At 68.5% G+C, this 13,561-nt stretch carries 11 protein-coding genes and 1 pseudogene; 7 read left to right on the forward strand and 5 right to left on the reverse strand.

The window, feature by feature from the left end; genetic code table 11:
• Positions 1-3: 3 nt before the first annotated feature.
• The 3 genes and pseudogenes from CHC09_RS04465 to CHC09_RS04475 all read right to left on the reverse strand — a co-directional run.
• Positions 4-738 (reverse strand): M50 family metallopeptidase, encoded by a 735-nt coding sequence (locus tag CHC09_RS04465; protein WP_089291614.1) that lies wholly within the window; start codon positions 736-738, stop codon positions 4-6.
• Between the two features lie 155 nt (positions 739-893).
• Complete coding sequence (locus tag CHC09_RS04470) at positions 894-1,109, reverse strand: hypothetical protein (RefSeq protein WP_089291615.1); 216 nt, start codon at positions 1,107-1,109, stop codon at positions 894-896.
• A gap of 1,863 nt (positions 1,110-2,972) precedes the next feature.
• Positions 2,973-3,957 (reverse strand): annotated as a pseudogene (locus CHC09_RS04475) (serine/threonine-protein kinase); the annotation flags it as partial.
• A gap of 101 nt (positions 3,958-4,058) precedes the next feature.
• Between CHC09_RS04475 and CHC09_RS04480 the strand changes: the two are divergent.
• The 6 genes from CHC09_RS04480 to CHC09_RS04495 all read left to right on the forward strand — a co-directional run bounded on the left by CHC09_RS04480 (position 4,059) and on the right by CHC09_RS04495 (position 10,434).
• Positions 4,059-4,262, forward strand: coding sequence for an acyl-CoA carboxylase subunit epsilon (locus CHC09_RS04480; protein WP_089291616.1), 204 nt, complete (start codon positions 4,059-4,061; stop codon positions 4,260-4,262).
• Positions 4,263-4,400: 138 nt separating this feature from the next.
• Entirely contained in the window at positions 4,401-5,123 is a 723-nt protein-coding gene (locus tag CHC09_RS44925; RefSeq protein WP_143232205.1) for a hypothetical protein, read from the forward strand.
• Positions 5,123-6,448, forward strand: coding sequence for a hypothetical protein (locus CHC09_RS44930; RefSeq protein WP_143232206.1), 1,326 nt, complete (start codon positions 5,123-5,125; stop codon positions 6,446-6,448). The genes CHC09_RS44925 and CHC09_RS44930 overlap by 1 nt, the downstream gene beginning before the upstream one ends.
• A 64-nt stretch (positions 6,449-6,512) precedes the next feature.
• On the forward strand, positions 6,513-7,574 hold the full coding sequence (locus CHC09_RS04485) for a S8 family serine peptidase (protein ID WP_179276937.1): 1,062 nt from the start codon (positions 6,513-6,515) through the stop codon (positions 7,572-7,574).
• Positions 7,575-7,876: 302 nt separating this feature from the next.
• Complete coding sequence (locus tag CHC09_RS04490; protein ID WP_089291618.1) at positions 7,877-8,542, forward strand: Maf family protein; 666 nt, start codon at positions 7,877-7,879, stop codon at positions 8,540-8,542.
• Between the two features lie 140 nt (positions 8,543-8,682).
• Positions 8,683-10,434: an acetyl/propionyl/methylcrotonyl-CoA carboxylase subunit alpha gene (locus CHC09_RS04495; protein ID WP_089291619.1), complete on the forward strand. Its 1,752-nt coding sequence runs from the start codon at positions 8,683-8,685 to the stop codon at positions 10,432-10,434.
• On the opposite strand, the gene CHC09_RS04500 is transcribed toward CHC09_RS04495, so the two are convergent.
• Positions 10,431-11,066, reverse strand: a complete 636-nt coding sequence (locus CHC09_RS04500; RefSeq protein WP_089291620.1) for a TetR/AcrR family transcriptional regulator — start codon at positions 11,064-11,066, stop codon at positions 10,431-10,433. The genes CHC09_RS04495 and CHC09_RS04500 overlap by 4 nt on opposite strands.
• A gap of 345 nt (positions 11,067-11,411) precedes the next feature.
• Here CHC09_RS04500 and CHC09_RS04505 point away from each other — a divergent pair, with 345 nt between their 5' ends.
• On the forward strand, positions 11,412-12,203 hold the full coding sequence (locus tag CHC09_RS04505; protein WP_089291621.1) for a DedA family protein: 792 nt from the start codon (positions 11,412-11,414) through the stop codon (positions 12,201-12,203).
• On the opposite strand, the gene CHC09_RS04510 is transcribed toward CHC09_RS04505, so the two are convergent.
• The gene (locus CHC09_RS04510) at positions 12,130-13,530 is read right to left on the reverse strand and encodes an NAD(P)H-quinone dehydrogenase (RefSeq protein WP_089291622.1); all 1,401 of its coding nucleotides are present in this window, start codon (positions 13,528-13,530) and stop codon (positions 12,130-12,132) included. The genes CHC09_RS04505 and CHC09_RS04510 overlap by 74 nt on opposite strands.
• Positions 13,531-13,561: the final 31 nt, after the last annotated feature.

The following is a 13,561-nucleotide window of genomic DNA, read 5'->3' on the forward strand; positions in this document are numbered from 1 at the left end:
GGCTCAGATGCTCGCCGGCAGCCACTGGCCGGCGAGCAGGAACGTGCCGATGACCAGCGCGCCCAGGTTCACCACCAGGAAAACGCCGACCCAGAAGAGCGCCGGCACATGCGTGATCCGGGCCAACTGGTCCGGGTCCGAGTCGCGCATCCGGCCGCGGCCGCGCAGGCTCTGCAGCTCGAAGACCGGGCGCACCCCGCCGAACAGCAGGAACCAGACGCCCGCGTACGCGAAAGCGGACTGCACCTCCGGCGACGCATACCAGGACACCGCGAACACGATCGCGCCGGTGACCAGCAGCGAGATCACCCCGAACAGGTTCCGGATGTTGATCAGCATGAGCAGCAGCAGCGCAACGGCCAGCCAGAGCAGCAGCGTGATCCGGTTACCGCCGAGCAGCCACGCGCCCAGCACCCCGACCAGCGACGGCGCGATGTATCCGCCGAGCAGGGTCAGAATCATCCCGAAACCGGTCGGCCGGCCGGACGACAAGGTCAGGCCGGATGTGTCGAACTCCAGCCGGATGCCCCGCAACCGGCGGCCGGTCAGCAGCGCGAACAGGGCATGGCCACCCTCGTGCGCGATGGTCACCGCGTTCCGCGCCACCCGCCAGGCCGGCCGGAACGCCACCGCGAGCAAGCCCGCGACCGCGGTCAGGGCAACCACCAACCCGGGCGGGTCGGGCTGCGCGCCGAGAAGTTGGTCCCACAGGTCGCTCACACCGTCGATCGACAACACGCCGGGGACTGTAGCCGATCCCGCTAGAAGTCGCGTCGCACCGACTGTCGTCGCAAATCAAAACGTTCAGTCAAAACACGATTTCGGCGTACGACAGGAAGGCGCGATTTCCGCCGGCAGCGCGCGCCGCGAGGCGATTCCGGTGCGGCCGCGGGTCAGGCGCGGCGCCGGAACTCGGCCTTCGCCGGAGCCGGGGCGCGCCGGCCGAGACTCCGTGCCGCATAGACGCCACCGGCCGCGATCAGCAATCCTGCGATGATCAGCAGTACCAGGGCCGGGCCGGCGGCGGTCGCGATGATCCCGACGTCGGCGAGGGCGACGAGCATCCACAGGGCGACTGTGGGCTTACCGCCGTGCGGTCGGCAGTTCATGACGTACCTCCATCCGTGATTCCCGGCAACTACCCACGTTGCCGAGAAATCACGCATGTGGTTCGCGTTTCCCGCCGTGCGTTCAGCCCACCTTGAAGCCGGCGAGGACTCCGGCGAGGTCCTTCTGCGATGCGTTCCAGTCGTCTTCCATGGTGTACCAGCGGATCTGGTAGACCGTGCCGCCGACCCTGAAGCCGCGCACCAGGACCCGCTGCTTCCCGCCGTTGCTGGTGCTGCGGTAGTACTGCCAGTCGGCGGCCGGCCGGCCCTGGTAGGTGGTCTGCTCGAGGCTGATCTGCTGCTGGAACCCGGACGGCCGCGGGTTCAGCGGGAACATCGACGCCGGATCCTCGTCGCCGGCGTACCGGAAGATGTACAGCTGCCGGCCGTCCCAATCCGCCTGCTTCCCGCCGTCCCTGTTGTTGAACTGGACGTCCGCCGGCACCGCCATCGAATAGTCGCCCAACGAGACGGTCTTCCAGCCGGCCGGGACTGTCGCCGCCGGCGCGCTGGACGCGGACGTGGCCGACGGCTTGGTCGCCGAGCTGGGGCTCCCATTGCTCGCCCCCGCCTTGCTTCCCGTCGCCGCGGGCTTGCTCGCGGCCGGGGGCGTCGCCGTCTTCTCGTCGTCGTTGCCGAACGCCTGCACCAGGATGATGCCGACCAGCAGTACGAAGGTGAGCACGATCGCCGCACCGATCACCGCCTGACGACGGGTCAGCGTGGTGCCGAAGATCGTGACGCCGTTGGACCGGCCGCCCATCGGGCGCACCGGCATCGGCGTCCACGCCGGACGGTTCGATCGCGCGAAATCCTGGGCCGGGGGCAGTTGGTTGACCACTCGGGTGGCGCCGGCCGGCTCGTCGACCGGGGACCGGGGCACGATCGCGGTGAAGTCGACCACCGAGGTCTTGTCCTGATCGGGGGCCGAGGCGGGGCGCTGTCCCGGAGTGAGGGCGGTCGCCGGGCGCTGGGCGGCAAGGGCCTCGGCCGGTTCGGGTTCGACCGGCTCTTCGGGCGCCTTCTCCGCCGCGTCGATGGGCGCCGCCGCGGGCTCCTCGACAACCGGGGCTTCCGCCTCGGGTGTGTCCGGCGCCTCGTCCGATTCGGGCTGAACGGTTCCGGCCGGGATCGGCGCCGCTTCGCCCTCTTCAGCCGCGGCCGGCGCCGTTTCGGTCTCCTCCTGCAGCGGAGCCGGCACCGGTGTGACCTGCGCGGCGCCGCTCGTTTCGTCCTTCGCCTCCGGCTCGGCCTTCGCGGGCTCGGGCTCGGCGGGCTTCGTGGCCGGGGCCTCCACGGCCACCGGCTCGGCGGCCTCGGCCGGCTTCTGGACGTCGGCCGGCGCGGAGCTTTCGACGGCGTCAGCCGACTCCGGCGCGGCGACCACCGGGAACGCCCCGGTCGCGGCGGCGAGGGAAGCCTCGTGCTCCGGAGCTGCCAGCTTACGGCGGTTGGCGGCGACGTCGGCGGCGGTGAAACCGATCCGGGCGGTGTTCACGACCGGGGTCGTGGACGGTGCGACCGGGGTCGCCCGGCCGGGCACCGCACCCGGGCGGGTGCCATCGGGCGCGGCCGGGGGTGCCTGCCGCGCACCGGGAGGGGTGGCCGGCGGCGCCTGCCGCGCTGCCGGGGTGACCGACTCGTCGCGGACCGGCGGCCCGTCGATCCGTGTCGGGTCCAGCCGATTCTCGCCCGGACGCGCCGGAGGAGCGGGCGGCACCGGGTTACCCACGGTGGCCCTGCCCGGCGTGAACCCGGCACGGCCGGACGCCGGCGGGATCGTCGGTCGTCCCTGAGCGTTGTTGCCCATGCTGTTGGCGCCGCTCCGCGAACGGTTCGGCACATCGCCCGGACGGGGCGTCACCGGCGGGCGCGGAGTCGGCACGACCGGGGCCGAGCCGGTGGCGGTCGCGAAACCGCTGCCCGGCAGCACCGGCGGGCCACCCGGACCGCTCGGCAGCGACGGCCGTTCCCGACCGACACCAGGACGGCGCATGGTCGGGCTCATCGGGAAGCTCAGCTTCGCGCGCCGCCCGGCGGCACGCGCCAGCAGCCGCTCCGCCTCCTCCGCGTCGATCCGGTGCGCCGGATCCTTGCGGAGCAGACCGTTGAGCACCGGCTTGAGCGGGCCGGCGTTCCGCGCCGGCGGCACGTTCTCGGTGGCCAGCGCGGCGAGCGTGGCGATCGCGGAGGGGCGCGCGAACGGCGACTGCCCCTCGACCGCCGCGTAGAGCGTGGCCCCGAGCGACCAGAGGTCGGCACCCGGACCGGCTGTGCCGTCGCGGGCCCGCTCGGGAGCGATGTACGCCGGGGAGCCGAGGACCAGGCCGGTGCGCGTCACGTTCGGGTCACCGGGGACGGTGGCCAGGCCGAAGTCGGTCAGGACCACCCGGCCGTCGCCGCCCATCAGCACGTTGCCCGGCTTGACGTCGCGGTGCACGACACCGGCACGGTGCGCGGCCTTCAACGCGTTCAACACCCCGAGGCCGATCTCGGCGGTGCGAACCGCGTTGAACGGGCCGTCGGCGGCGAGCGTGTCCTGCAGCGAGCGGGACGGCACATACTCCATGACGATCCACGGGTCGGCGTCCGTACGCAGCACGTCGAAGACGCGCACCACGTTGATGTTGTTGAGACGGGCGATGGCCCGCGCCTCACGCAGGGATCGCTCGCGCATCTCCTGCCGCTCGGCGGGCGTCAGTCCGGGCGGGGGCACCAGCTCTTTGATTGCCACCTCGCGGTGCAGGACGACATCGGTCGCCCGCCAGACGCGACCCATCCCGCCCTGACCGAGCGGCGCGATGAGCCGGTACCGATCAGCGACAATGAGCGGGGGAGAAGAAGACATCACGCAGAAAATACCTGGTTCTGTCGAGCGGCCGCGAATTGATCAGCCGAGTGTGGGACACGTGTCACCGGAAGCCGGGCCACCCGTCGTACGCTCGGCCAATGAAAGAGGAACCGCTGGTCGGAGTCGTACGTGGAAGCCTAGACGATCATGAGCTGGCCGCCCTTGTCGCCATCCTCGCAGTTCGATCTACTTCGGTCAATTCGGGAGCTACGCCGCGAGGCACCTCAGACTGGATCCGATCAGCGCGTCCAGCAGCGGGAACACGCTCCTGGAAATCCTCCGGCCTCCCCCACGGACGCTGACGCTCCCCCTTCCCCGCCCCGGTTCCAGCTTCACCGACCGCGGTCCGAAATCCGACCACGACGCGCCGGTGGAAGCCTTGTCCACAGACCCTTCCACAGGGGTCGATGTAGCGTGCCGTAAACGGTTAGCCTCGCTGCGTGGCTCCGAACGACGACCTCGGGCACGATGACGGTCACATCTCCGCCGACATCACCGCGATGGAAGACTTCGCCAGAAACCTCTTGGCGTACGTCGACGATCACTACGCCCCGCACGCCGACAACCTGGCGAACCAGCTACTGACACGCCTCCCAGCGGCGGACGGCCGGTTCAACGAACTGGCCGCGTTCGTGGGCGTTCTGGAGTGGGCACAGGACAGCTGCCAGCAGAACATCTACAACTTCGCGAACGGGGCCCATGGCTTCGCGAAGGCTGCCGAGCAGGTGAGCGGCCTCTATCGGGGGTCGGACGCGTTTGCGCGCGCCCGGTTGGCGGATGTGGAGTCGGCGCTGGTCACGGCTGGTTTGTTGCCGCCGGGACCGGGTGCGGCTCCGTCTTCCGGCTCCCCGCCCTCGGCCGGCACCCCCGCCGACCTGTCGCCGGCGTCGGCTCCGGTCTCGCCCTCATCTGAATCGTCCGTGCCGTTCGATGCCTCGCCTTCTCAGGCTTCGTCGGCACCCTCCCAGCCCTCGCCGACGCCTTCTCAGGATCCGTCGGCATCCTCCCCACCCTCGCCGACGCCTTCTCAGGATCCGCCGGCATCCTCCCCACCCTCGCCGACGCCTTCTCAGGATCCGCCGGCGCCTTCGCGGCCTGCCTCACCCTCCTTGTCGCCTTGGGCGTCACCTCCGTCCACCTCCTCAACCAAGGGGAGTGCCTGATGTTCGCGAACTCCGACAACGGCGGCGGTACGGACTGGGCACAGAAATCCGTCCCGGAGATGTGGTCGATGCTGGCGGCCCACGACGGGACAGCTCACAAGGAACTGCTCCTCACGTGGAAGCGTTCCGCCGACCTGCTGGTGGATCACCTGTCCCGGGTGAAACGGTACCGCGAAGACCTCGCGGAAGCCTGGCCTCCGGAGAAGAGCCAGGCGTCCGCCAAGTACCTGGACCGGCTGGACGACCTGATCAAACACCTGAGCGAGACCTATCACGCGACGGTGGAGAACCACCGTGCCCTGGGAGTAGCGACGTCAGCCTTGGTCGGCGCCCGGTTGAAGCTCGAGGCGATCCATCGAGAGTACGTAGCCAACCAGCAGGACCTGGACGCCTACGCGATCCGACAGCGGAGTTATCAAGAGACGGTCAGCAAGTACCGCGGACCGGTATCCGCGCCTACCGCGGTCGCGTCACGGCAGTTGGATCTCCAACTGCAGGCCCAGTCCTTGATGTCGACCCTCAGCACCGACCTGGCCCAAGCCCAGCTCAACATCACCACCCCCGACCTCTACCGCCCCACGAAGAACCTTGAAGGAAGCCAGCCGCTCGGCACTGCTGGGAAAGGCGATGACTCAACCACCCCTTCAGCCCTTCCACCAATTTCCGGCACGCGAACCACAAATTCGACGAGTGCCAGCGGAAATTTGGATCCCATCGGCTCCAAGGTTTCACCGATACACGATCCGGTGCCGCCGGCATCACAAACACCTCCCCCTGATCCACAGGCATCAGTCCCATCACTTCCGGGACCCGCAGGTCCCACCCTGAGCGGATTAGGCGCACCGGAAACCGAGCATGATTCGTCTCAGGCTACACAAGCTAATAGCAGCGCTAAATTAGCTTCCGGCTTAGGCGGATTCAGCAATCTACCTGTAATTGGAACGACGTCACCAACGCCTCAGCCAGGCGTCGCACGCGTGATAGCTGGTGCGCCAGCAGAAACCAATAGCCAACCGTTCCGAGGGGCTCAAGGAACAATCCCCGGCGGGATAATCGGTGGCACTCCAGGAACAAGCAGCCCTCGCGTCGGCACAAGCCCGCGAACAACTCAACGAATAAATCCGATGGGCGGCATCATCGGTCCGCAAGGATCCGCAGGAAGCTCCTCGGTATCCAACCGAGCGCCAAAGCCACTTGCTGGAGAATCCGACAAGGATCGCTGGGACCCAGACGATCCATGGACTACGACCGAAGGGGTGTCGCCGATCCTACTGCCGCCCGAGAAAGAAGAGATATATCCCGGACCAGCCATCGGCCTACCGTGACATGCCGACATCCCGACAAGCATCCGCCCCCGGAATTACTCTTCTCCTACTGAACATACTCGTCTTGCCTAATTCTATTCACGCCGACTATGTACGAGATTCTGAGTGGCACCTCAACTTTCTTGATATCAAGGCAGCACATGCGATCACCACCGGCAAGGGAGTCATAATCGGATTACCTGACACTGGCGTCGATCCGCACCGTGACATCTCCCAAAATCTGATCCCCGGGGCAGACCTGACAAGCAGCGAGAAAAACCAAGGAAAATTTGATAAAGATGGACATGGAACAGAGCTGGCTGGCCTCATCGTCGGCCACGGGCACAGTTCTACGGATGGAGTTCTCGGCATATCCCCGTCCGCACGGCTGCTCTCAATCAAGTCATACGAAGTGGCCAGCCTCGAATCTCGGCTCCCAGAAGGAATAGAACTTTCAGCAACCCTGGGCGCCAAAGTAATCAACGTTTCCGCCAGCACAAGCCCATCAAGAGGGCTCCAAAATGCCATTACTGCAGCAGCGCGAGCCGATGCGGTAGTCGTTGCCGCCTCAGGAAATGATCAAAGCGTTACCGGAATCGGGTATCCGGCAGCACTACCTGGCGTTCTTGCCGTCGGCGCAATCGACCAAAGCGGAAAGCATGCAGCCTTCTCAATCTCAGGACCAAACGTGGGATTGTGCGCACCCGGAGATAAAATTGTCACAACAGGGCTGAATTCCACATACCGCATAGCTCAAGGAACTTCCGCTGCCGCTGCGATCGTTTCGGGGGCGGCGGCGCTGGTTCGGGCGAAGTTTCCGGAACTGTCTGCGCAGGAAGTTATTCATCGGCTGACGGCTACTGCTACCGATATCGGGCCGCCGGGGCGAGACGAGCAGTGCGGCTACGGAGTGCTCAACATAGTCAAGGCGTTGACCGAGGATGTTCCGGCGGTGGATGGGAGTCTGGGGTCTGGGAGCACGACGGGAAGTCCGGGTGCTGCAGCGTCGAGTGCCGACACGGGCGGGCCAGGTAGTAGCTCCGGTATGCAGAAAGTCGGCGTCCTTGGCGGGATTGCGGCTGTGTTGGCCGCTGGCGCCTGCATGGGGTTTCTCGCTGCCCGCCGGCGTAGCCGGAGACAGCAATAACGCTAAAAACTGCCACGGCTAGCCAGGCGGGCCGGCTTACGAGGTAGTACCGCGACCACATACGCTCACCTGGCCGCTCAGCCCATTTCATTCTTGGCGCCCTAAGCCGATTAAGCAGCCAAAACTTGCCAAGATCTCATCCGAAGCGGCGCCGCGAACGTCGTGGTCACCATGTTAGAGGCAGATGCGGTCAGGCCGATCGCCTGCGGTGTTCGGTGCCGCTCCTGCGCAGTTTCGGGTCGTTGGTTGGGGTTTCCGGGCGATCGTGTCGGTATCGCGCCCGTGCAGGCTCTGGGCTGAAGATGGGGCTTGCGGGCGGTTTGGGGCGCCGAAGGCTTGTAGTCTCGTTTTTCGTGCAGAGTGACAACGTGTACCGACTGGTTCTCGCGTCGGCGAGCCCTGCCCGGCGTGCCCTGCTCACAGGGGCCGGGATTGATGCTGAGGTGATCGTCAGCGGGGTGGATGAGAGCGTTGTGGAGGCGGAGGACGCTCACACGTTGAGTCTTGCGCTGGCGCGGATGAAGGCACGGACCGTGGCGGCCGAGTTGCCGGCGGATCCGGGGGCGTTGGTGCTCGGGTGTGATTCGGTGCTGGCCTTCGAGGGGGAGATTTTCGGGAAGCCGGCCGATGCGCGGGAGGCGACGCAGCGCTGGAGGGCGATGCGGGGGAAGTCCGGGGTGCTGCACACCGGGCATCACCTGACCGGGCTGGTCAGTGGGCGGCAGGCGGAGGCGGTCGGTACGACCGTGGTGTACTTCGCCGATGTGACGGACGCCGAGATCGAGGCATATGTCGCGTCCGGTGAGCCGCTGCAGGTGGCTGGCGGGTTCACCCTGGACGGACGGGGCGGCGCCTTCGTCGATCGCATCGACGGCGACCCCGGCAATGTGATCGGGCTTTCTCTTCCGCTGTTGCGCACCCTGCTTGCCCAGATGGACATCTCGATCACCGCCCTCTGGCGACGCTGAGACGCCACGGCCGCGCGAATGGGGCTGGGCTGGTCGAGGTAGACGGGCTGGGCGGGTGGTTCCGAGAGGGCGGAAGGTCGCGAACATGAGCACCGCTCGGACGACGCGACGCCGTACTGAACTGCCGTTAGGCTCTAGCCGTGCGGAAGATATTGATCGCCAACCGTGGCGAGATCGCCCTCCGGGTCATCCGGGCCTGCAAGGACGCCGGTCTCACCAGCGTCGCCGTCTACGCCGACAGTGACCGTGACGCGCCACACGCACGGCTAGCCGACGAGGCTTACGCACTCGACGGCGAGACCGCCGCCGAAACCTATCTGCGGATCGAGAAGCTGCTCGATGTCGCCCGGCGGGCCGGTGCCGACGCCGTACACCCCGGTTACGGGTTCCTCTCCGAGAACGCCGAGTTCGCTCAGGCCGTACTGGAGAGCGGGTTGACCTGGATCGGGCCGAGTCCGCAGGCGATCCGCGACCTCGGCGACAAGGTCACCGCGCGCCACATCGCGCAGCGCGCGGGCGCGCCGCTGGTCCCGGGCACGGCTGACCCGGTGGCCGACGCCGCCGAGATCGTCGCATTCGCGGAGACCTACGGGCTGCCGGTGGCGATCAAGGCCGCTTTCGGTGGGGGCGGCCGGGGGCTGAAGGTGGCCCGCACGATCGAGGAGATCCCGGCGCTGTTCGAGAGCGCGACCCGGGAGGCGGTGGCCGCGTTCGGGCGTGGCGAGTGCTTCGTCGAGCGTTACCTCGACCGGCCCCGGCACGTCGAGGCGCAGGTCATCGCGGACACGCACGGCAATGTGGTGGTGGCCGGCACGCGGGACTGTTCGCTGCAGCGCCGCCACCAGAAGCTGGTCGAGGAGGCGCCGGCGCCGTTCCTCAGCGATGAGCAGCGGAAGAAGATCCACGAGAGCGCGAAGGCGATCTGCAAGGAGGCCGGTTACTACGGTGCCGGCACGGTGGAGTACCTGGTCGGGCAGGACGGGACGATCTCGTTCCTGGAGGTGAACACCCGGCTGCAGGTGGAGCACCCGGTCACCGAGGAGACCGCCGGCATCGACCTGGTCCGGGAGCAGTTCCGGATCGCGGCCGGCGAGCGGTTGGCGATCACCGAGGATCCGGAGCCGCGCGGGCACTCCATCGAGTTCCGGATCAACGGTGAGGACGCGGGGCGCGGTTTCCTGCCCGCGCCGGGGACGGTCACCGCGTTGACCTGGCCGGCGGGGCCGGGTGTGCGGGTCGACTCGGGGGTCGAGACGGGCAGTGTCATCGGCGGAAACTTCGACTCGATGCTGGCCAAGATCATCGTTACCGGCGCGACGCGGGAGCAGGCGCTCGAACGGTCGCGCCGGGTGCTGGACGAGACCGTGATCGAGGGCATCGCCACCGTGCTGCCGTTCCACCGGGCGGTGATCCGCGACGCGGCGTTCACCAGCGAGCCGTTCACCGTGCACACCCGGTGGATCGAGACCGAGTGGATCAACGAGGTGCCGCCGTTCGGCGTCGCGACCGCGGACGGCGGCGAGACCGTCGAGCGCGAGACCGTCGTGGTCGAGGTCGGCGGCAAGCGCATCGAGGTCCGCCTGCCCAAGAGCCTGCTTGCCGGTACGACCGGAGCGGCCGGCCCGAAGCGTCCGAGCAGCCGTCCGCGCGGCGGTGCGGCGAGCGCGGCCGCGAGCGGGGACAGCCTGACCGCCCCGATGCAGGGCACCATCGTCAAGGTCGCCGCTCAGAACGGCGACCAGGTCAACGAGGGTGACGTGATCGTGGTGGTCGAGGCGATGAAGATGGAGCAGCCGCTCCCGGCGCACAAGGCGGGCACGGTCTCCGGCCTCACCCTGGAGGTCGGTGGCACGGTCACGGCCGGTGCCGTGGTCTGCACGATCGCCGACTAGGCGGCAAGCTGGCGGACGCGGCCCAGGATGATCCGGGCCGCCTCCACCGGGTCCTCGTGGGCACTGTCCGGGAAGGCGCCGCTGAGCCACAGGGTCGCGAAGCCGTGGGCCATCGACCAGGCGGCCAGCCCCACCTCGCGTACCTCATCGGGCACCAGCTCGGCCGTGCCCTCCTTCGCCGGCCGCGCCGGGCTCTGTGCGTCCGGGCCGGCCAGGGGCGCGTCGGGCAGGTCGGTCATCCCGGCGTAGAGGGCGTCGGCCGCCTGCCGTCGCGCGGCCAGTAGGTCCGGGTCTTCGGCGTGGTACAGGTCGGTCCGGAACATCACCTCGAACTGGGCGCGGTTGGCCAGCGCGAAGCGCAGGTACGTCACGCCGAGCTCCAGCAGGCTGTTGCTGGCCAGCCGCGAGGTCGCGAGCGCCTTGGAGAGCTGCTCGAACCCGTCGGTGGCGAGCGCGGTCAGCAGGCCCGCCTTGTCGACGAAGTGGTGGGTCGGCGCGGCGTGCGAGACGCCGGCCCGGCGGGCCAGGTCGCGCATGCTGAGCGAGTTGACGCCGGACTCGGTGATCGCCTCCGCGGCCGCCTTCAGCAGGGCCCGGCGCAGGTCACCGTGGTGGTAGCTCGACCTACTCATCGACCGATGATAACTAGTCGCTGACAAGATCCCGGGTCACGCCACACCGGTGGGCGTGGCCACCACCCTGGGCGTCGAAGGGCGGGCCGCCGATACGGGACCTACCGGCGGCCCGCGGCCTCGGCGCGCCGGAACGGGGGATCCGGCGCCGGCGGGCCATCTCAACGGTACGGCACGTCGTTGTAGACACTTGGAAAACCAAGGGCGGTAAGGGGCCTTTCGGCCGTAGCGTGGCGGGCATCACGGCTTGGTTCAAATCGAGGAGGCGCATGCTGGACACAGCGCCCTCTCAGGTGCGCTCACGGAGAATGCCGTGAGCCCTGAAACCGCGAGGTGGCCCCTGCGATGACCGAACTGCTGACCATGTTGGCCTCGCCGGCCTGGGTTTATCTCGCGTTGTTCGGTTTTCTCGCGGTGGATGCCCTGATCCCGGTCGTACCGATCCAGGCCATCATGATCACCTCGGGGGCGCTGACCGTCTACGGCCATCTGCACCTGGCCCTGGTGATCGCGATCGGCGCGCTGGGCATGTTCACCGGCGACACCATCGCCTTCGTGCTGGGCCGCTCGACCGGACATCATCTCGGCACACTCCGCGCCCGGTTCGCCCCACGGAGCGAAGAAGGTGGGAATTCGCGGACTAGGCAAGCGGCCGAACGCTTCACCCGCGGCCTGCGCCGGCCCGGCCCGCTCGTGATGCTGCTCTGCCGCTTCGTCCCCGGCGGCCGGATGGCCTCCGGCTACCACGCCGGCCGCACCGGCTACCCGATCCGGCTCTTCGTCGCGTACGACGGCGCGGCCGCGCTCTGCTGGGCCTGTTACGGCGGGCTGGTCGGGCACCTCGGCGGCACCGCGGTCACCCAGTCCGCCTGGCGACTGTTCGCGATCGCGGCGGCCGCCGCCCTCGTCTTCGGCACCGCCGGCTGGGTTCTGGCCCTCTTCGGCGGCAAGAACGAGCCGGCGGCGAACGAGTCGGCGGCGAACGAGTCGGCGGCGAACGTGCCGGCGGCCGACTTCGGCGGCGGGAAGCCCACCGCCGAAGTGACCGGTGACGGCCGGCCGGCTACTGGATCTCGTGCTGCATCAACTGACGGGCCGCCTCCGCGATCGACCCCGACAGCGACGGATAGATCGTGATGGTGTGGGCCAGCTGGTCCACGGTCAGGTTGTTCTCGATGGCCATGGTGATCGGCAGGATCAGCTCGCTCGCCTTCGGCGCCACCACCACACCGCCGACGATCTGACCGGTCGCCGGGCGGCAGAACAGCTTCACGAACCCGTCCTGCAGGCCCGCCATCTTGGCGCGGGCGTTGCCGGTCAGCGGCAGCATCACCTGACGGGCCGGGAAGCGGCCACCGTCCACCTCGTTCTGCGAGACGCCGACCGTGGCCAGCTCCGGATCGGTGAACACGTTCGCCGAGACGGTACGCAGCCGCAGCGGGGACACCGCCTCGCCCATCGCGTGCCAGATCGCGATCCGGCCCTGCATCGCGGCGACGCTGGCCAGCGGCAGCACACCGGTGCAGTCGCCGGCCGCGTAGATGCCCGGCACGTTCGTGCGGGACACCCGGTCGACGGTGACGTAGCCGCCGTTACCGACGGCGACGCCGTACTCCGCCAGGCCCAGGTCGGCGGTGTTCGGGATGGCGCCGACCGCGATCAGCGCGTGCGAGGCCTCGATCACCCGGCCGTCGGCGAGCGACACCCGCACGCCGTCGCCGGTGTTCACCACCGAGTCGCCGCGAGCCTGGCTGAGGATCGTCATCCCGCGGTCGCGGAACACCCGCTCGATCGCCATCGCGGCGTCGGCGTCCTCGTGCGGCATCACCCGTTCGCGGCTGGAGACGAGCGTCACCTTGGTGCCCATCGCCAGGTACGCGCTGGCGAACTCGGCGCCGGTCACGCCGGAGCCGATCACGACCAGGTGCTCGGGGAGCTCGGTCAGGTCGTACACCTGGCGCCAGTCGAGAATGCGCTCGCCGTCCGGGCGGGCGGTGGAGAGCACCCGCGGGGTGGCTCCGGTGGCCAGCAGGACCGTGTCGGCCTCGACCGCGTACTGCGGGCCGCCCTCCGGGGTGATCAGCACCTGGTGGGTGTGGCCGAGCCGGTCCTCGCCGAGCCGGGCCCGGCCGCGGACCACGTCCACCCCGGCCTTGACCAGCTTCGTCTGGATGTCGCCGGACTGCGCCAGGGCCAGGCTCTTCACCCGCTCGTTGACCGCGACCGCGTCCACGCTGACCGCCTCGAGGCCGCTGGAGCGGATCCCGAACCGTTCGTTGCGGCGGTATCCGGTCATCACCTCAGAGCTCGCGATGAACGCCTTGGACGGCACACAGTCGGTCAGCACGCAGGCGCCACCGGGCCCGTCCGCCTCGACCAGCGTCACATCGGCATCGAGCTGCGCGGCGACCAGTGCCGCCTCATAGCCGCCCGGTCCCCCACCGATGATCACGATCCGACTCACGATTACCCGACCTCCAAGGAACGGCTGGGTT

The organism is Actinoplanes regularis (assembly GCF_900188005.1).
Taxonomy (GTDB): domain Bacteria; phylum Actinomycetota; class Actinomycetes; order Mycobacteriales; family Micromonosporaceae; genus Actinoplanes; species Actinoplanes regularis.

Coding starts and splice junctions, on each gene's coding strand:
- CHC09_RS04490 (WP_089291618.1), top strand. CDS start 7,877: ATGGGGCTTGCGGGCGGTTTGGGGCGCCGAAGGCTTGTAGTCTCGTTT.
- CHC09_RS04500 (WP_089291620.1), bottom strand. CDS start 11,066: ATGAGTAGGTCGAGCTACCACCACGGTGACCTGCGCCGGGCCCTGCTG.
- CHC09_RS44930 (WP_143232206.1), top strand. CDS start 5,123: ATGTTCGCGAACTCCGACAACGGCGGCGGTACGGACTGGGCACAGAAA.
- CHC09_RS04480 (WP_089291616.1), top strand. CDS start 4,059: ATGAAAGAGGAACCGCTGGTCGGAGTCGTACGTGGAAGCCTAGACGAT.
- CHC09_RS04505 (WP_089291621.1), top strand. CDS start 11,412: ATGACCGAACTGCTGACCATGTTGGCCTCGCCGGCCTGGGTTTATCTC.
- CHC09_RS04470 (WP_089291615.1), bottom strand. CDS start 1,109: ATGAACTGCCGACCGCACGGCGGTAAGCCCACAGTCGCCCTGTGGATG.